General features: G+C 46.4%; 13 protein-coding genes. 6 read left to right on the top strand and 7 right to left on the bottom strand.

Annotated features, from left to right (window positions below; all coding sequences use genetic code 11):
• A partial coding sequence (locus tag QT990_RS25560) for a DUF4347 domain-containing protein (protein ID WP_333465904.1) occupies nt 1-1,973 on the bottom strand: 1,973 nt, incomplete at its 3' end.
• A gap of 1,016 nt (nt 1,974-2,989) precedes the next feature.
• The gene (locus tag QT990_RS25555) at nt 2,990-5,101 is read right to left on the bottom strand and encodes a prolyl oligopeptidase family serine peptidase (RefSeq protein WP_333144728.1); all 2,112 of its coding nucleotides are present in this window, start codon (nt 5,099-5,101) and stop codon (nt 2,990-2,992) included.
• A 258-nt stretch (nt 5,102-5,359) separates the two neighbouring features.
• On the opposite strand from QT990_RS25555, the gene QT990_RS25550 reads away from it, so the two are divergent.
• The gene (locus QT990_RS25550) at nt 5,360-6,508 is read left to right on the top strand and encodes a flagellar assembly protein H (RefSeq protein WP_333144727.1); all 1,149 of its coding nucleotides are present in this window, start codon (nt 5,360-5,362) and stop codon (nt 6,506-6,508) included.
• A gap of 101 nt (nt 6,509-6,609) precedes the next feature.
• Here QT990_RS25550 and recR read toward each other — a convergent pair whose 3' ends face one another.
• Entirely contained in the window at nt 6,610-7,203 is a 594-nt protein-coding gene (recR, locus tag QT990_RS25545; RefSeq protein WP_333036394.1) for a recombination mediator RecR, read from the bottom strand.
• A 152-nt stretch (nt 7,204-7,355) separates the two neighbouring features.
• Nucleotides 7,356-7,724, bottom strand: coding sequence for a translation initiation factor (locus QT990_RS25540; protein WP_333051370.1), 369 nt, complete (start codon nt 7,722-7,724; stop codon nt 7,356-7,358).
• A 258-nt stretch (nt 7,725-7,982) separates the two neighbouring features.
• Between QT990_RS25540 and trpB the strand changes: the two genes are divergently transcribed.
• The 3 genes from trpB to QT990_RS25525 all read left to right on the top strand — a co-directional run bounded on the left by trpB (nt 7,983) and on the right by QT990_RS25525 (nt 10,808).
• Nucleotides 7,983-9,221 carry a tryptophan synthase subunit beta gene (trpB, locus tag QT990_RS25535; protein ID WP_333085184.1) on the top strand — a complete coding sequence of 413 codons (1,239 nt, stop codon included), beginning with the start codon at nt 7,983-7,985 and terminating at the stop codon, nt 9,219-9,221.
• A 296-nt stretch (nt 9,222-9,517) separates the two neighbouring features.
• Nucleotides 9,518-10,024, top strand: a complete 507-nt coding sequence (locus QT990_RS25530) for a CAP domain-containing protein (protein WP_333144726.1) — start codon at nt 9,518-9,520, stop codon at nt 10,022-10,024.
• A 151-nt stretch (nt 10,025-10,175) separates the two neighbouring features.
• Complete coding sequence (locus tag QT990_RS25525; RefSeq protein WP_333144729.1) at nt 10,176-10,808, top strand: ribonuclease D; 633 nt, start codon at nt 10,176-10,178, stop codon at nt 10,806-10,808.
• 542 nt (nt 10,809-11,350) lie between these two features.
• Here QT990_RS25525 and QT990_RS25520 read toward each other — a convergent pair.
• Nucleotides 11,351-12,409: a GspE/PulE/PilB domain-containing protein gene (locus QT990_RS25520; RefSeq protein WP_333144725.1), complete on the bottom strand. Its 1,059-nt coding sequence runs from the start codon at nt 12,407-12,409 to the stop codon at nt 11,351-11,353.
• A gap of 604 nt (nt 12,410-13,013) precedes the next feature.
• Nucleotides 13,014-14,141, bottom strand: a complete 1,128-nt coding sequence (locus QT990_RS25515; RefSeq protein WP_333144724.1) for a HetZ-related protein 2 — start codon at nt 14,139-14,141, stop codon at nt 13,014-13,016.
• A 178-nt stretch (nt 14,142-14,319) separates the two neighbouring features.
• Between QT990_RS25515 and glyS the strand changes: the two genes are divergently transcribed.
• Entirely contained in the window at nt 14,320-16,467 is a 2,148-nt protein-coding gene (gene glyS / locus QT990_RS25510) for a glycine--tRNA ligase subunit beta (protein ID WP_333144723.1), read from the top strand.
• A 596-nt stretch (nt 16,468-17,063) separates the two neighbouring features.
• On the top strand, nt 17,064-18,410 hold the full coding sequence (murD, locus tag QT990_RS25505; protein WP_333465903.1) for a UDP-N-acetylmuramoyl-L-alanine--D-glutamate ligase: 1,347 nt from the start codon (nt 17,064-17,066) through the stop codon (nt 18,408-18,410).
• Nucleotides 18,411-18,553: 143 nt separating this feature from the next.
• On the opposite strand, the gene QT990_RS25500 is transcribed toward murD, so the two are convergent.
• Nucleotides 18,554-18,754, bottom strand: a complete 201-nt coding sequence (locus tag QT990_RS25500; protein WP_333310139.1) for a hypothetical protein — start codon at nt 18,752-18,754, stop codon at nt 18,554-18,556.
• Nucleotides 18,755-18,763 lie beyond the last annotated feature (9 nt).

Raw genomic sequence — 18,763 nt, 5'->3', positions numbered from 1 at the left:
TTGACTGTCGAAATTGTGTAAGTAACTATTTCACCCGGTGCTGCTGTGGCAGTCCCGGTTTTGGTGGTAACTAGGTCGGCAACAGCAGCAACAATTGTAGTTGAGACTTGAGAGATGGGTTGGGAACTATTGTTGTTAGCGAGCTTGTCGTCGAAAGTGCTGGAGGTGCTATAGGCACTGTTAGTTAAGGAAGCGCCGACTGTTGGGGAAACTCTTGCGGTGATGGTGCGGGTTTCGCTAGCACCGTTAGCCAGAGTCGGAATCGCCGGCCAGATGACCGTCCTCGTTGTGGGATTGTATGTGGCGAGGTCGGAGGCGCTGACGAAACTTAAGCCTGCAGGCAGGGGATCTTGAATCAGGACGCTTTCGGCGCTGTCTGGCCCGTTATTTGTGGAGGTAATCGTATAGGTAATGGTGCTGTTGGGTGTGGCGAACAGCGGACCTTTTTTAACAATGGAAACGTCGGCGCGGAGTGCAGGTTGATTTATACTTTCGACGATGACATTGTTAACTTCGTGAATGTTTGTATTTCCCCCTGTCGAAGCAGCAAAGCCAAATTTAAAAGTACGTGGCACTTCTCCGTTTATGGTTGCCAAATTTGATATGTCGATCAGTGTTTCGCCCGCATCAAATGTGCCGTTCCTGTTCACGTCGAAGGCCACTGTCAGACGGTTAGGAGATGTTGGTGAATTCGTCGTCGGGAATAATGTAATTTGGACGGTTCTTTTAGCCTGGGCGCGAATGCTTGTATCTTTATTGTCTATGCCAATGGAAACGCCAGTCAAACTGTTAGTTAAAAGACTAGAACCTAAAAATTTATAATTTTCGGTTGGGATTGTGCTTGCCCTGCCTCTAAGTCCTACTGCATCAGGTAGCTGGTCAGTTCCATTGTTCGGGATTCTGCCACCCTGTTTTCCAGCAATAGTGCTAGAATAATTGCCAAACTCGTCTAATCCGACACCTAAATAACCTCCTACAATACCCGGTACTTCTCCACCCCTATTATTCTGAGCATAGCCGAGAGAGCCACCGTAGCCTCCCGCTTTTGTTGGGGTAGCTGTTCCGTCAATGAGGAAAAAACTAATGCCATCAGCACCAAGGAGAGGCGCATTCGCTGGTGCATCACGATAAATGGCAGTACCTCTGTTATAGGCAAAGAAATCAAAGGTAACTCTCAGACCCTCAGTGGCGGAGATGGGGTTGTTGTAGATAACAAAAGCTGCTTGGTCAAAGGCGTTTGATGTTAATCTCAAAGTACCTTGTCCATCGGGATCGCCAGTCCCTAAAGCGGGAATAACGCCGCTGAGGTTTTCTGTACTACCTGCGGTTAAGCCTGGGTTAGCTGAAAGGGTGTTGCCAACTCCATATATCCAAGGCCCGATTACTGTTGAATTTTTAAATTCTTCAGCCGCTAAGGTTTCCAGGACTGATGTGTAGCCTTCTATGACTTCTTTTTCAAAGGCTATTTCGGTATTTATTTGTCCTGTAGTAATTTCTAATTCCCAGTTGCCACCTAATGCTGCACTCCCTGTTAGGTTGTTGGAAGCCGCAACATTTGCTCCTGTTATTTCGCTGAGTTTTTTTATGAATTTAATGCCGGATTCGCCTGCGGCTATGTTACAGCCGTAAAGTAAAATGCTGCCGGATTCGCTAAGGGCTTTTCCCCACTGCTGCAATTGGTTGCTGTAGGTTTCTAGATTATTAATATTAAGTTCCGCCCGGCCGATTTCTACTGCTGCTTCTCGGCCGTGAGAAACTATGTGCAGGCTGGTGATGTTGCTGCGCCGACTCATAATTTCGGTGATTTGCTCGATTCCATCCCGGGTTCTATCGAGCAAGACTACTTCTGTACCGCATTTCACTCCCCTGAGCAACTCTTGGTAGTTTTCTAGTTTTGAATCCACAATTGCTAGATTTTTTCGGCTAGCCGTCTCTGCTTCATAGCTGGCTTGTCTCAAGATTTTAGTTTCCATATTGGTAGATTTCCCTGTTTGTGTAGATGACCAAGTTGACAGATTTGGGATGGTTTTGATTTTTGGTTAATTTGGGTGCTAAATCTAAGCTACCCATGTTCATAGATGACGATAAACTTTCCAAGATAAAGCTTAGAAAGTTCTTTCTTTATGAGACATAATAGTAACCTATATTTGTCAATTGTGATGTTTGTCAATCATTAGACAGGATTTACTGCGATCGCCCTTGGATGTCCTGATGCGACCGATCGCTGCAAATTCTAACATGAATAAGGGGTAACAGCCTTTGTATTAGCGAATATGCTCTCTTTCTGGGAAAAATGATATCAGGTCTAAGGTTAGTTATATGCTAAATTACTTACGGATTTATCAGCATAAGGGGTCTCACCCCTCATGCTGCTGTTCTTAGTCTGGTGACATTGAGGCTGGCTCAGACAGATTGAACCGTAAATATACAGAAAATACTAATTTCCTAAAAATTGGCAGATTTTGACTTTCAGGTGCGATCGCTCTTGAAAGTTGAGAGTACCTGACATCTTGCAGCAATATCAATAAGAGGATTTTTCGTGGGGTCGGGCGGGTTTATAGAACCTATTTGCAAGCTTTAAGGCTGTTGGCGAACCCGCCCCTACGGCTAATTGAGAATGGTGCAATATCTCAGGAGTACCGCATTTCTAGAGATTTATACTTATACTAATTTGGTGTGCAGTAAACTCACAGCCATGTAATAATAGCCACTTAAGACTACAAAAGTTAACAAAGAAACTTGACAAATTATATATAGCGGTTCTCAAAAAAGTGAGGTATGCCCTATGCCCTATGCCCTATGCCCACGGAGGCCTATGCCCTATGCCCATGAGTACCTCATCTTTCTGAGAAAGGCTATATGTTAATACCAGGATTGCGGGGACAAAAAAGAACGATCGCCCTTCCATTAAAAAAGAACGATCGCCCTTTACACCCTCTTTCTATCTAAATCATGAAACTGCGTCGATCGCACGCCCTAATGCGGCTTGTTAAGCGTCAATATCGAGTTCGCGCACTAAAAAAGCCCATTCATCTGCCAATTCTTCAATCACTTTAGCAGTAGGTTTGCCGCCCCCGTGTCCCGCTTTAGTTTCAATGCGAATTAACACTGGTTTTTCTCCCGCGTGGGTTTCTTGCAAAGCAGAAGCAAACTTGAAACTGTGGGCCGGAACCACCCGATCGTCGTGATCGGCAGTTGTAATCATTGTCGCCGGATAAGCCGTTCCCGGTTTGAGATTGTGCAACGGAGAATAGCCGTGAATTGTGGAAAATTCTTCGGGATTTTCCGGCGAACCGTATTCAGAAGTCCAAGCCCAACCAATGGTAAATTTGTGGAAGCGCAACATATCCAAAACGCCGACTGCGGGCAATGCTGCACCGAACAATTCCGGCCGCTGAGTCATGCAAGCCCCCACTAATAAACCGCCATTGCTACCGCCTGCGATCGCCAATTTGGCAGGTTTGGTGTATTTGTTTTCGATCAACCATTCAGCGCCAGCTATAAAGTCGTCAAACACATTTTGCTTATTCAACTTTGTCCCTGCTTGGTGCCATGATTCGCCGTACTCGCCACCTCCCCGCAAACAGGCGATCGCATAAACTCCGCCCATCTCTAACCACACTATCCTGCTAACAGAAAAACTCGGAGTTAGCGAGATACCAAAACCACCGTATCCGTAAAGGTAGGTGGGGTTATTGCCATCCAAGTGCAAGCCTTTCTTGTGGGTGATAAACATGGGTACTTGCGTACCGTCTTTGCTTGGGTAAAATACTTGTTTTGTCTCGTAATCGTCGGGATTAAAATCGACATTGGGCTGCCGATAAATCGTACTTTCATCTGTCACCAGATTATACCGATAAATGGTGTTTGGTGCAGTGAAACTGGTGTAAGCATAAAAAGTTTCGGTGTCGTGCCGCTTGCCGCCGAATCCTCCCACCGAACCGATTCCCGGCAAAGCTATTTCTCGCGCGAAACAGCCGTCTAAGTTGAAGATTTTAATTTGGGTGTAGGCGTCTTTCAGATAAGAAGCCACAAATTGATTGTTCAGCAGGCCAATGCCTTGGAGGGTTTCTGCTGCTTCGGGGATAATTTCTGTGAACCCCCCCTCCCTGGGCGACGGGGGGGTTTCGTCACCAGCGAGGGATGAAGGAGGTGGGTTGTTGGTGTCGATCGCAATTACCCGGCCGCAAGGTGCATTTAAGTCAGTTTGAAACCAGAACAGAGGGCCTTCATTGTCGATGAAGCTGTACTCTGCCTCGAATTCGTTAATGAGTTCTACAACAGGCGATTCAGGGGCTGTTAAGTCTTTATAGAAAATCAGGTTTTTTGTTTCAGTTCCCTGCCAAACTGATATAATTAGATATTTGCCGTCTTCAGTGACGCCGCCGCTAAATCCCCATTCTTTTTGGTCTGGGCGATCGTAAATCAATACGTCTTCTGATTGGGCTGTTCCTAACTTGTGATAAAACAGTTTTTGGTAATAGTTAACGTCTTCGTGCTTGCTTTTTTCGTTGGGTTCGTCGTAGCGGCTGTAAAAAAAGCCTTTACCGTCGTGAGTCCAGGATGCGCCTGAGAATTTCACCCACTTTAAATGATCCGATAAATCTGCACCTGTTTCGATATCGCGGACTTTCCATTCTTGCCAGTCGGAACCGGAAGTTGACAAACCGTAAGCCATGTATTTGCCGTCTTCGCTGATAGCTATCCCACCCAAAGCAACAGTTCCGTCTTCTGAGAGAGTGTTGGGGTCAATTAATACTTTGGGTTCGTCGTCGAGGGATGTTAATGTGTAGAGTACGGATTGATTTTGCAGGCCGTCATTCTTGTAGTAGAAATAGCGAGATCCTTCTTTGAAAGGTATGCCGTATTTCTCGTAATCCCAAAGTTGAGTCAGGCGCTGTTTGATTTTTTCCCGCGCCGGAATTTCGTTGAGGTAGGCAAAAGTGACTGCGTTTTGGGCTTCCACCCAAGCTTGGGTTTCCTCCGAGTCAGGGTTTTCCAGCCACCTGTAGGGGTCGGATACTTTGACGCCGTGGTAGTCGTCTGTTTGGTCGATTTTGCGGGTTGTGGGGTAGCTTAAAGGTCGATCGAATTGGGTCATGATTTTTTACTACTCTCGGTAACTTTTTCCAGTTTACCCTTTCGCGGCAGTGACAGGGGAGAGTAGCTCAATTTGGGATTTGAGATTTTATCCTAAATCTTGGTTAAATAAGTAACCCCACCTCAAAAAACCGAATACTTTGATACCTGAATCCTTTAAAATATTGGGTGTCTAACATAGAACCTATCGCCAATAAATACTATTTTAAAATGAGATATAATTAATTTAGTTTCTTTCGGAATAAAGTGCTTCCCAAGAATGACTAAATTTCCCCATGACCAGTTTGCCAAAGAATACCTAAGAGAGTTATTGTCACCTCTAGGAGAAGTAGAAACCAGTAAAGATGTTTCTGCTCAAGTTCGAGAAATTGATATCTGGTTTAAACCCACTTCTGTATCGCCTGAATACGTAGAGAATTTAGGTTTGTTAGGTCAAATGACTGCGACTGTGGCTGCGATCGAACCATTTCGCAATGCCGTCAATACAGAGGATATTTTCAGTTGTGTTGTCAAACTTTTAAATACTAGGGCAGAATTACTGCGCCGAGCTAATCGAGAAGAGCAACGTTTAGAATCCCAACAATTACCCAGATTGTGGATTCTGACTCCCACTGCTTCGGAGGCTTTGTTAAGCAGCTTTAATTTTATGATTCCAGAAGAGTCAGAAGGTTGGGGGAGGGGGGTTTATTTTCTATCGGAAGTTTGGCGAGTAGGATTGATAGCTATCCACCAGCTACCGAATGTTCCAGAAACGATGTGGTTGCGGATTTTAGGTAAGGGTAAAGTACAGCAAGGGGCGATCGCGGAATTAACAAGATTGCCTGTTGATAGTCCCCTACGAGCTAATACGCTAGAATTATTGTACAACCTGCAAGCGAATCTGCAAGTAAATTTAGCAGCTAGTACCCCAGGAAATCAGGAAGATAAGGAGTTAGTTATGGCGCTCGTACCTCTGTTACAACAAAAAATAGATGAGGCCACACAACAAGGAAGAGAAGAAGGAAGAGAAGAAGGAAGAGAAGAAGGAAGAGAAGAAGGAAGAGAAGAAGGAAGAGAAGAAGCACAGCGGTTGATTTTGCAAAACTTTCTGCAAGTCAGATTTGGGGATTTAGACGCTAAGACAATTGCCTTTTTTGCCTCTGTCTCGGCTTTACCTGTTGGTGAATTCACTATGTTGTTAGTGCAATTATCCACATTGCCAATTGCCCAAGCAGATAGACAACAAGTACAAACTTTAATCGCCGAAAATGTCTTGAGAAAGCGCTTTGGTCAATTAGAAGTAAACACCGTCAATCTCATCCCAAATTTGCTCGCATTGTCGGCCGAAAATTTATCGCTATTGCTGTCACAACTGCCGGATTTGTCAATAGAAGAACTAATGGCTCGAATAGAAAACTCTTCCCTTTGAGTAAAAAAAGAGCGATTAAGCTCGATCGAGTTCTTGTGGAAAGTAGGGGTTGGGCGTCCCGCCCGCCAGAAAACACAATTTAGATGCGGGACAAATTATAACTAATCCAACTCCCTCCTTCCTTCCAAAGCACGAGCCAATGTAACTTCATCGGCATATTCCAAATCTCCCCCCATCGGCAAACCAAAAGCTATGCGCGTCACTAGGGTAAAAGGTTTTAATAAGTGACCGATATAAAGAGTAGTAGTTTCGCCTTCCACGCTGGGACTAATAGCAATAATTACTTCCTTAACCTTTTGCTGGCTGACGCGCCGCACTAACGGTTGAATGTTCAATTGTTCGGGGCCAATTCCATCCATCGGCGAGATAACGCCGCCAACAACGTGATATTTACCCATGTATTCCCGCGTTTTTTCTAAAGCGATTACGTCGCGGGATTCTGATACTACACAAATGGTATGAGTGTCGCGGTTGGTATTGCGGCAAATTTCGCAAACAGGGTCAGCAGATAAGTGAAAGCATACTTGACAGAAACCTACTTGCTGTTTGGCATCAATCAAAGATTTAGCTAGGGCTTGCACTTCTTCTTCCGGTCGCTTCAAAATATGTAAAGCTAGCCGCTGGGCTGTTTTTGGGCCGACTCCCGGCAAGCGCTGCAATTGTTCGATTAAACGAGCTAAAGGTCGAGTGTACATTAAAAATTGGCGGTAATTGGTAATATCATTTCTGGTTGATTCGCGACAAGATAATTTGTGCGATGTAGGGGCGGGTTTTACCAACCATCTATGTTTAAAACTAAGTATATCATAAACCAGTCCCGCCCATACACTGAGGAATATTGACTAATTTACCCTCCACTAATTTTAGCTTTGTAGCCTAATTTTGTGATAATTTCTAGCAACTTTTGCTTGTGTTCGCCTTGAATTTCGATTTCATTATCTTTGACTGTGCCGCCAGTACCGCATTGGGCTTTTAGCTGCTTGGCTAAAGTTGCTAATGTTTCGGGTTTTTCCTGAAAGCCGCTGATGATTGTAACTGTTTTGCCGCCGCGTCCTTTTCGGGATGCTTCGATTTTGAGGTTTTGTTGATTGGGGGGAACTTCGGCAACTCCCCGTTGGAGGGCGGCCGAGTTGTCAACGTTGCCAAACTCGGAGTAAACTATTCGTTTGCCCTCGGTTGTTTTGCTGTCAGAATCTTTGCGTTTGGATGCTGCCATAGGTTAAGATGCTTGAACTTTTTTTACTGGTATTTCTAGTTTTAGCGGATTGGGTGTAAGGCGGCGATCGCTCGTTTAGACTCTGATATTATACCTATTGTATTAGCCCATCAAGGGTTCAGGGAATTATAATGAAATTTGTTCGATCGCCTCAAGTCCCCAAGCAATTTGGTACGATCGACTAAGCGCGCGATCGACACGCCCGCCTCTAGCTTACCCGCCAATCTAAAAAATCTAAAATCTAAAATCTAAAATCAAATGACAGTCACCCCCCTGCATCTCACCACCGAAACCAGCGCCCAACGCCCCGACTCCCTCGGCAGATTCGGCAAATTCGGTGGCAAATACGTCCCCGAAACCCTGATGCCCGCTTTATTTGAACTAGAAGCCGCTTTCCACAAATACCGCAGCGAACCGGAATTTCAACAGCAACTCCAACAACTGCTCAAAGATTATGTCGGCCGCCCCAGCCCTTTGTATTTCGCCGAACGCCTCACCGAACACTACGCTAAAGCAGACGGAACTGGCCCGCAAATTTACCTCAAACGCGAAGATTTAAACCACACGGGAGCTCACAAAATCAACAACGCTTTAGCTCAAGCATTGCTGGCAAAACGCATGGGCAAAAAGCGGGTAATTGCTGAAACTGGTGCCGGTCAACACGGCGTTGCTACCGCCACAGTTTGCGCTCGTTTTGGTATAGAATGCGTTGTCTACATGGGCGTTCACGACATGGAAAGACAGGCTTTAAATGTGTTTAGAATGCGCTTGATGGGTGCCGAAGTGCGGCCGGTGGCTGCAGGTACGGGAACGCTGAAAGATGCGACTTCCGAAGCGATTCGCGACTGGGTGACAAATGTCGAAACAACTCATTACATTCTCGGTTCCGTAGCGGGCCCGCATCCTTACCCGATGATGGTACGCGATTTCCATGCAGTAATCGGTGAAGAAACCCGCGCTCAGTGCCAGGAAAAGTGGGGTGGTTTGCCGGATATTTTATTAGCTTGCGTCGGCGGCGGTTCTAATGCAATGGGTCTTTTCCACGAGTTTGTCGGGGAAGAAACTGTTAGATTGATTGGTATTGAAGCGGCGGGCGAAGGTGTGGAAACTGATAAACACGCTGCTACTTTGACTAAAGGAAGTGTGGGAGTTCTGCACGGGGCAATGAGTTATTTGCTGCAAGATAATGAAGGTCAAGTGATTGAGCCGCATTCGATTAGTGCGGGTTTGGATTATCCGGGTGTGGGGCCGGAACACAGTTATTTGAAGGATGCGGGCAGGGCTGAATATTATAGCGTAACTGATGCAGAAGCGCTGGAAGCATTTCAGCGGCTTTCGCAGTTGGAGGGGATTATTCCGGCTTTGGAAACTTCTCACGCGATCGCCTATTTGGAGACTCTGTGCCCGCAGCTAACAGGCAATCCGCGCATTGTGCTTAACTGTTCGGGACGCGGCGATAAAGACGTGAACACTGTGGCGAAGGTTCTGAATATCTAGGTTAGCGGAATGTGGGGCGATCGCCCTGTAGGAATTGGTAACAATTAATTGGTGTTAACTTAAGACTAAAATCCTTTGTATCTCTCGTTTGTATCGAAGTCTAGATCCCCCCTAGCCCCCCTTAATAAGGGGGGGACTGGAAGCGTTCAAAGTCAACCCCTACTCCCCTTATTAAGGGGGAGTAGGGGGTATGCGAGGGGGATCTAGAGGCTTATCCTCAGACGGTATACTCATATTACTTTTGGCATTAAGTTGACACTAATGGTAACAATTAACTTTATTTTTCGTTTGATTTCATGTCCAAAGGTTTGATTTCGATTTGCTTGGGATTGTTGACAATCCTGCCTAAGTGTGACACTTCCATTCCTACGCGATCGCTGCCACAAACTCCCATGAATACTAATGTTGCTTCGAGTGCTATTACTGACTTAGAAAAAGCGGTTAACCAACAGATAAATCAATACCGAGCATCTAAGAAGTTGCCGCCGCTGAGTGTCGATCCGCGAATCAGTCAGATAGCAAGAATTCACAGCGAAAATATGGCTAACGGTAAAGTACGTTTCAGCCACGATGGATTTGAGGGGCGGGCGAAAGCAATTACGATTCCTTATCAAAGTGTAGCTGAAAATCTTGCTTACAATATGGGCTACAGCGACCCGGTACGCAATGCTGTTGAGGGTTGGATTAAAAGTGACGGCCACCGTAAGAATATGGAGGGTCAGTTTAATGTGACCGGTATTGGGGTTGCGAAAAATGCCAAAGGCGAGTATTATTTTACTCAGCTTTTTGTCCGCAGTCGATAAGCGGGAGGAAGAAGGAAGTTCGGCAACGGATTCTGTAACGGATGTAACGGATGTAACGGATGTAACGGATGTCAGTCCGATGGAAGCCGGAAGAGGGAAGAGGGAAGAAGGCAGTCAACAGTCAACAGTCAACAGTCAACAATTACTAATAATGGAATTTGCAGATTTTCAAGTGTGCGATCGTGATATTCCCGATTCTCTCTTATCTTACTATTTGACAGCAGAGGCGATCGCCGTTGATACGGAAACAATGGGTTTGCTACCCTGGCGCGATCGCTTGTGTTTGGTGCAGTTGTGCAATCCAGAAGGTAAAGTTGCAGTGGTGCGGATTGCCAAAGATCAGACAGCAGCACCGAATTTAAAGAAGTTAATGGAAGCCGAAAATATTGAGAAAGTATTTCATTTTGCGCGCTTCGATATGGCAACAATGCGTTACAATTTAAGTATTGACGTTGCACCAGTTTTCTGCACCAAGCTAGCTAGTAAACTTGCTAGAACTTATACCCACAAACACGGATTGAAAGAATTAATTTTAGAACTTGAAAAGGTAGAATTAAATAAAACATCTCAAAGTTCCGACTGGGGAAATGCGACTAATCTTTCTGACGACCAACTAAATTATGCTGCTAACGATGTCCGCTATTTGCTGAGCGCTAAACAAAAGTTGACTGCTATGTTGCAGCGAGAAGAACGCTGGGAAATTGCACAACAATGTTTTCAGTGTTTGCCCGTTTTTGTGAGTTTGGATTTATTGCAGTACAAGGATGTTTTTGAGCATGGCTAATACCATTTTAGGTTTTAGATTTTAGATTTTAGATTTTAGATTTTAGATTGGGAATGACTGATGAGTACCAGGGTTTAGAGTACAGGCATACAGTTCCATTCTTTTAGGGAACTGGTATAATCTTGTGTCATATTATGTCCGATCGATTGACCATAATATCCCGGCCGGGCGGGTTTTTGAGATTGTCAATTATTGGCAGATATTATTGGTTAACCCGCCCCTACCTGATTTCGGGCGAAGCGAAGCGAAGGGAATCGACCGGACTAGATAGCACCTGGCAGAACTGCCATCAAATTGTTTTGTAGTGAAAACTTGAGTTATGATAAAACTCGCTTGGACTTGAGTCCTCACTACAAACGTAATTATTATTATTTCACCGGACTTGATGTGATATCAAATCCGGTAGCATCGGAAATATTCCTCTCTGTATTCTCTCCCTCTGCGTTCTCTGCGCCCTCTGCGGTTAAATCATTCCGATACAACCGGAAACGATATGAGTAAAAAAAAAATTCAAAACAGTGAGCTCTTGCTAAGTAGGGCTGCTAGGGATTGTGTTCGTGCATCAATGCTTCAATTTGGTCGTCAACATTTCTAATCACCTGTTCCAAAGCCGGCAACCCCTCTAAAGGCACAGGAGAAAGGCGAGTTCGATCGCGAATTTGATTCACTTTCCGCTGCAATTCTTCGGCCAGCCGCAGCGCGTCGCGACTCAAAGTAGACAACTGCTGCTGCTGGTAAAACCTCAAAGCTGCCCCCCGCAAAACTTGCAGGGTGGCTTCTTCCTTGCCACCCACCGTCATTACCCGCAAGCGCAACAGCAAATGAGTGTTTTGATAGATGCGCTCAACTTCGACTTGTTTGGGCTGTTCCACCGGGCACACAGGCATATCTGTCAGCCGCTTCAACTCGTCGATGACCTCTTGGAAAAGGACGATATCGATACCTTCGAGCATCGATTTCAAAACGCCGTCTTGACTCCAAAGAATCCGGCCTTGGGACTGATGCCGCTCAAAAAACAGGCGGCCGATACCCTCTCGCAGCACTCTACCAAGCAATTCTTCCAGCAGTTGGGGCGCGGGCAAAGTTGCCAAAACTTCGACTGGGCTTGACAAGTGCAAGGCCTCGACATTCAAAACCGATAGCTGTGTCGGTGTCGGGGGAACCTCGGCGCCAGCAGGTTTAAACTGCTCACGATCGGGCATCGAGGGTTCTGGCACAGACAGCAGCGTTTCTGCTTTGGGGCGTGAAATTGCTGGTGCGGGATTTTTGGGTGTTGGGGCTGCTGCGGTTTCTGTCTGGCTGGGTTCTCGAAGCTGGCTCCCGTGCAGCAAGTAAGCTGAGAGCATCGAGCGCTGAGTTTCCGACGCAATTGGCTCTGTTGTGACTGAGCAATTCATGTAAGCTAAAATCCGCTGCACGTAGTCCAAGGCGGAGTCATCCTGGGCATCGACTACGCCCAATTTAAACCGATTACCTTCTAGAGATAAAGGCAAAACTTGATAGTAAAGGCAAGCTTCAAAGGGGACAACTGTGTCGATTAGTTGAAATATTCGATCGGAGTCCATTGTAGCTGCCGAGTCTGTTGAAGATGTATGTACCATTAGCTGCTTTGTAGTTGGAAGCGCGATCGAGCGCGACGCACCAACCTGATGCGATAAAATTAAACGCTGCAACTTCCCTGACGGAGGAATTGGCCTAACAACCGGAAGCTTTTATTAAAGAAACATCCTTAGTCCCAGAATTTTCTCCCTGCTGTATTGCAGCCTCAAATTCTACCAAAAGATTGAGAACTAGATGATGACTGGCGCAGTCTAGACCCACTATCATCGATCGCCCGAAATTGATTCCCGTGGCTAGCAACGACAGAATTATGTCTTTAATGCACAAGTATTATAGATGCACCACAACCGATGATTTACGGGCCACCGCTGAATTTAGGATTGGTTAAAAAATCCTGAAAAGTCGATCGTGCTGCTAGTATCTTACCTCAGAGAGTTGACTGCGATCGTCTCGGAGCGCGATCGTCTCGGCAGCGCTACAAGAGCCCGATTAATCTAACCTGAATTGATACAAAGGGCATCGCGCGGTTTTCCACGGGGAAACTCGCAGAACTCTGTGGCTGTGAGGGAATTGATTTGTAGCGCGGATTCTGAAAAATGCTACCGCCCATTAACAATTAGCAATTGCCTGCCACCCATTACCAATCTACTCGTTGCGGAGAGATTGAGCTGCTAAATAGAGTTTGCTCCACTCGCCGATGACTTGATTGGTTTTCAGCTTTAATTCAGATGCGATCGTCTCTACACTTTTCCCTGCTTTCAGCGATTCTACCAACTGCCGCTGCACCGGCGTGAGGTTTTGTAAATATTGCTGCCACTGAGCCGGAGTCAAGCCCAAACTGTGTTCTTGGAGCGAAGTTTCCAGCCAGTTGGCGACTAATTCCGGTGCTTGTTTGACCGCAAAAACCCGAATCGCGTGGTAACTGACTTTTTCTCGCAAACGGTAAATTTGCTTGATTGGAACCTTCAAATCCTCGGCAATTGCCTCTTGGGAACGACCTTGGAGGTAAAGCCGCAGCCACCGGGAAGCCAGCGGATCGACTTCAGCGGCCAAGTAATTCTCAAATTCTTGTTGGACAATCTGCCGCTGAGTTTGCTGCTCTTCCCAAGCTTGATTTTCTCGATACTCGGACATCGCCTGTTCGTCTAGCAGGCTGAGCGGTTCGTCTGTATCGTCGGGTAGAACCTGTTCCGACACCAGCCGCACCCAGTCTCCCGCAGGCACTTGGGTCAACCCCCCCCGCTGGGCACGCCGCAGGTAGTTGACAAAACGGTACACCAGCAGCGGCTGGTTGCGGATCGGCCGCAAGCAGTATTCTTCTGTACTCGCTAGCAGCAAAGCATTTCGCAGCCGTCTGTCTGAGGTGCATTCGGCAATCCAGGCGACTTGCTGCTGCAGGTAGCGATCGGAATTGAGCATTTCCTGAATCACTTCTTGTAGTACCTCCACCGCACTCCGCTGTCTGTCGCGACTCAGGGAAACCCACGCTTGGATTTTTTGCCGGAGCACTACCAAACCGCCGAGTCGCCCGATCAAGTTGCGGTAAGCTTTTTCTGGCGGTACTCCCAGATACCGAGAAATCAAAATTCGATATAAAAAGTCGATCGCCCCAGAGGCAACAGACAATTGAGTTGGGCTAAGAGTGTCAAATCTTTCGGGCTTGTCTCCCAACAGCCAGCGGACAACACTCTCGCGAGTGCTAGAACTCTCCTGCGGGCAATCTTGTTCGAGTCGAGACTTCCAATCTTGTCCTAGTCTTTCCGCCAAGGTCATGGGCTGCCGAGAATATTGTCTTTCACCCCCGATTTTACGTGGTATCCTGGATTTTTGAGTATTTTTCAGATATACGATCCTCTTCGAGGGCTTTCCTTCGGATCGCTTCGCTAACGCCAACGCGCGATCGGATAAATTACCTTAAATTACCCTAAACAAAATTCCATTACGGTGCGATATGCCTAACTTTTTATTAGAACTCGGTACAGAAGAATTGCCCGCATCTTTTGTCTCAGGCAGCGCCCAGCAGTGGCAGCGACTTGTACCTGCAACGCTGGCAGAAGAATCCTTGACAAATGAGTCTATTAATGTATACGCTACTCCGAGGCGTTTGGCCGTTCTCGTGAAAGGACTGCCAGTTCAGCAATTAGATAGAGAAGAAGAGGTAAAAGGGCCGCCCGCAAGTTCGGCTTTTAAAGATGGCAAACCGACGAAAGCAGCCGAAGGTTTTGCGAAAAAGCAGGGCGTAGAAATTGATGCTTTGGAAGTTCGCGCTACGGATAAAGGCGATTTTGTGTTTGTGCTCAAAAAGATTCCGGGGCGGCTGACAGCGGATATTTTGACAGAACTTGTGCCGCAGTGGATTAACAAGTTAGAAGGCAAAAGATTTATGCGGTGGGCCGACGGAGATTTGAAGTTTCCGCGCCCAATTCGATCGATCGTGGCACTGTTAGATGATACTGTACTGCCAATTACATTGGTGAGTGGTTCGGATACGGTCAAGAGCGATCGAATTTCCCAAGGACACCGGGTGTTACATCCGCAGCCTGTCTCGATTCGGCAAGCCGAGGATTATGTCGAGTGTCTGCGGGCTGCTTGCGTGGAGGTCGATCGAACCCAGCGCAAAAATCAAATTAAAGCACAAGTAGAAGCCGCAGCAACAAAACAAGGCGGTTATGCCGACATTACCGAAGATTTGTTAGAAGAAGTCACCGACTTAGTAGAATGGCCGAACGCAGTTGTCGGCAAATTTGACGAAGAATTTTTGATATTGCCGCCGGAAGTAATCACCACAATTATTGTTACAAACCAGCGGTATTTTCCCATCCTCAAAAGCCCCGATTATCCAGAACTTCTGCCCTATTTCATTACAATTTCCAACGGATCTCCCGCTAAAGCCGCGATTATTGCCGCCGGTAACGAGCGAGTAGTGCGGGCAAGATTGGCAGACGGTCAGTTTTTCTACAAAGCAGACTTGGTAAAGCCTCTAGAGGATTATTTGCCCAAGTTGGAAACAGTTACTTTCCAGGAAGATTTGGGGACAGTACGCGCAAAGGTCGATCGGCTGTGCAAGATTGCCAGTTTAATTGTCAATCAACTGCAAATCACAGAGGAAGAGCAAGCTGATGTAGCGAGAGCAGCCTTACTTTGCAAAGCCGACCTCGTAACCCAAATGGTTTACGAACTTCCCGAAATGCAAGGAATCATGGGGCAGAAATACGCCTTAGCAAGTGGCGAATCGGAAACAGTAGCCACAGCGATTTTTGAACATTATTTGCCCAAAGGTGCGGGCGACAATTTGCCCCAAACTCTGACAGGTCAAGTTGTCGCCATAGCCGACAAATTAGATACATTAGTCAGCATCTTCGGTTTGGGAATGTTGCCGACTGGTTCATCCGATCCCTTCGCTTTGCGCCGCGCAGCGAATGCAATAACTAACATTATTTGGGCGGCTCAGTTGCCAGTCAATTTGCACAAGTTGCTTGCAGAAGTTGTTGCCGAATTTACCGCAGCGCGCCCAGAAACACCGGGGGAGTTGCTATCGCAATTATACGAGTTTTTCTTGCAAAGAATTAGGACTTTGTTGCAAGAAGAAAAGAATGTAGATTATGATTTGGTAAATGCAGTTTTGGGAGAAAACGACCCAGAATATACTGAACGAGCATTGAGAGATTTGTTAGACGCACTGGAAAGAGCACTTTTCCTCCAACAAATCCGCAATAACCAGACTTTGGATCTAATTTACGAAACAGTCAACCGTTCAACTCGTTTGGCGGCTCAAGGTGATTTGGATAAAATACAATTGGAACCGAAAACGGCGGTGAAACCGGAGTTATTTCAAAAGTCGTCTGAACAAGCTTTCTATGATGCAGTCGTGCAGTTAGTGCCGCAAACCCTGTTATCCAAACAAACTCGGAATTACCAGCAGTTAGTAGATAGTTTGACGGAAATTGCTCCGACTGTCAGCAACTTTTTCGACGGGCCAGAAAGCGTTTTGGTGATGGATTCTGACCCGGAAATTAAGCAAAATCGGTTGAATTTACTGGGTTTGCTGCGGAATCACGCGCGGGTTTTGGCTGACTTTGGGGCGATCGTGAAAACTTAGAATTTACAATATTTGAGTCCGCCGGGGATTGAAAACCTCCGCTTCAGTCCGCCGGGGGTTGAAAACCTCCGCTTCAGTCCGCCGGGGGTTGAAACCCCCGTCTCAAAGCGAAAGTCCTCTTAAGAGGACTGAAACCCACACATACTAGACTTTTCCGTCAGTTTTAACTCCTATGTTGCACCATTCTCAAATAGCCTTTTGTGAACAGGCAAGATGCCTGTTCCACAAGAAAATTTATCTTTTGTGGAACAGGCATCTTGCCTGTTGCTGACAATGGTGCAATATCTCAGTTTTAACTGACTTTAGCTGTTAGACAGGGGTTTTCAACCCCTGGCGGGCCTTGGGAGGCAACGGGCGAGCCTGTAGGCAAACCAACTTGAGAAACCTACTTGTTAAAAATATCGCTCCCAATAACATTAAAGCTTACCAATAAAACGAGTAAATCTATTAGGATTATTGCCGAACCGCGCGCGTCTGGGCAGAGTTCGATCGCTCTCTTAAAAAATAAGCTAAATGGCCAATAGTCAACAACCAATTCAAGGTTAAGATATAAACTTATAAAACCAGGGAAGTTCGCTCCATCACACACACAACTTATGCCGATAGCTCATATCATTGGACTAGGAAAATCAGGAATTGCCGCCGCCAGACTGCTAAAACGCGAAGGATGGGAAGTAACGCTGAGCGATCGCTCATCTTCCCCAAACTTGCTCGAACAGCAACAGGAATTTGCTAACGAAGGAATTAATGTTGAGTTAGGTAAATCCTTTGAACCAGTCGAATCTATAGAATTAATAGTAGTAAGTCCGGGCGTTCCCTGGGACAGTCCAGCATTAGTGCGCGCCAGAGAGTTAGGCATTGAAACAATAGGAGAAATGGCTCTCGCGTGGCGTTACCTCAAATCTCCTTGGGTGGGAATTACCGGCACTAACGGCAAAACTACTACAACTGCTTTAATTGCTGCTATTTTTGCAGAGGCCGGGCTTTACGCTCCCGCTTGCGGCAATATTGGCTATGCTGCGTGTGAATTAGCTTTAGCCGAAAAACAACCGGATTGGGTAATCGCAGAAATCAGCAGCTATCAGATAGAATCATCGCCGTTTGTAGCGCCGCGAATCGGAGTTTTGACGACTTTAACGCCAGATCACCTCAGCCGCCACAAAACTTTAGAAAATTACTACAACATTAAAGCGCATTTGCTGAAAAAATCTGAATTGCAAGTAATCAACGGCGACGATCCTTATTTGCGGCAGCAAGGAGTTGACGTTTGGCCGGATGCGTGTTGGACGAGTGTCAAAGGTGAAAAAGAACTGTTGGGAAATACAGATTTTGGAGCCTATATTCAAGATGGTTGGGTAATAGCTCAAGGCGAGAAAATTCTGCCTGCTGATTCTTTGCGGATGGTGGGAGAACACAATTTGCAGAATTTGTTAATGGCGGTGGCGGCGGCTAATTTGGCGGGGATAGATAAAAGTGCGATCGCCCGGGCGATCGCTAAATTCCCCGGAGTTTCGCACCGCCTCGAACACATCTGCACTTGGGAAGGCATAGATTTCATCAACGACAGCAAAGCTACTAATTATGACGCCGCCCAAGTCGGGTTGGCTTCAGTGAGCGCACCGGCGATTTTAATTGCAGGCGGCGACGCCAAAGAAGGGGACGATCGCGCTTGGATTGATACAATCAAGGCGAAAGCTGCTGGGGTGTTGCTAATTGGGGATGCGGCGAGTCTTTTTAGCGATCGGCTCGCACAAGCAAATTACAACGCTTGGGAAATTGTCGAAACAATGGAACGAGCAATCCCACGATCGGCAGAATTAGGCAAACAAAATCATGCTAAAGTAGTGCTGCTTTCTCCAGCCTGTGCTAGCTTCGATCAATACCAAAACTTCGAGCAACGGGGCGATCATTTCCGCCAAATATGCCTCGAATCCCTGATTTAACGGACACCAATCCCGTAGGGGCGGGTTCACCAACAATTTATGCCTAAAACCAATAATCTCGTAAACCCGCCCCCACCCAACTGTCAATCACAATCTACCGCTTTCAAGATACAAGAGGCGGGTTCACCAACATCTTTAATTGGCTAACCATAATCTTCATAAACCCTCCCCGTCCATACTGTCTTCCAAATATCCTTAATTCTCGCCTGCTCTTCCCATTCTAACTCATCAAAAACTAGCATCATTTCCTCATGAGTATAATCAATAATGATTGCCGCCAAATGAGCAGCGGTTTCCGCTTCCAGCATGGCTGTTTTTAACTTTGCCATTGCCTCTTTATCCATTAGCACTAA

The organism is Microcoleus sp. T3_B1, assembly GCF_036700445.1.
Lineage (GTDB): Bacteria > Cyanobacteriota > Cyanobacteriia > Cyanobacteriales > Microcoleaceae > Microcoleus.
This window is presented reverse-complemented; position numbering and strand designations above follow the sequence as displayed.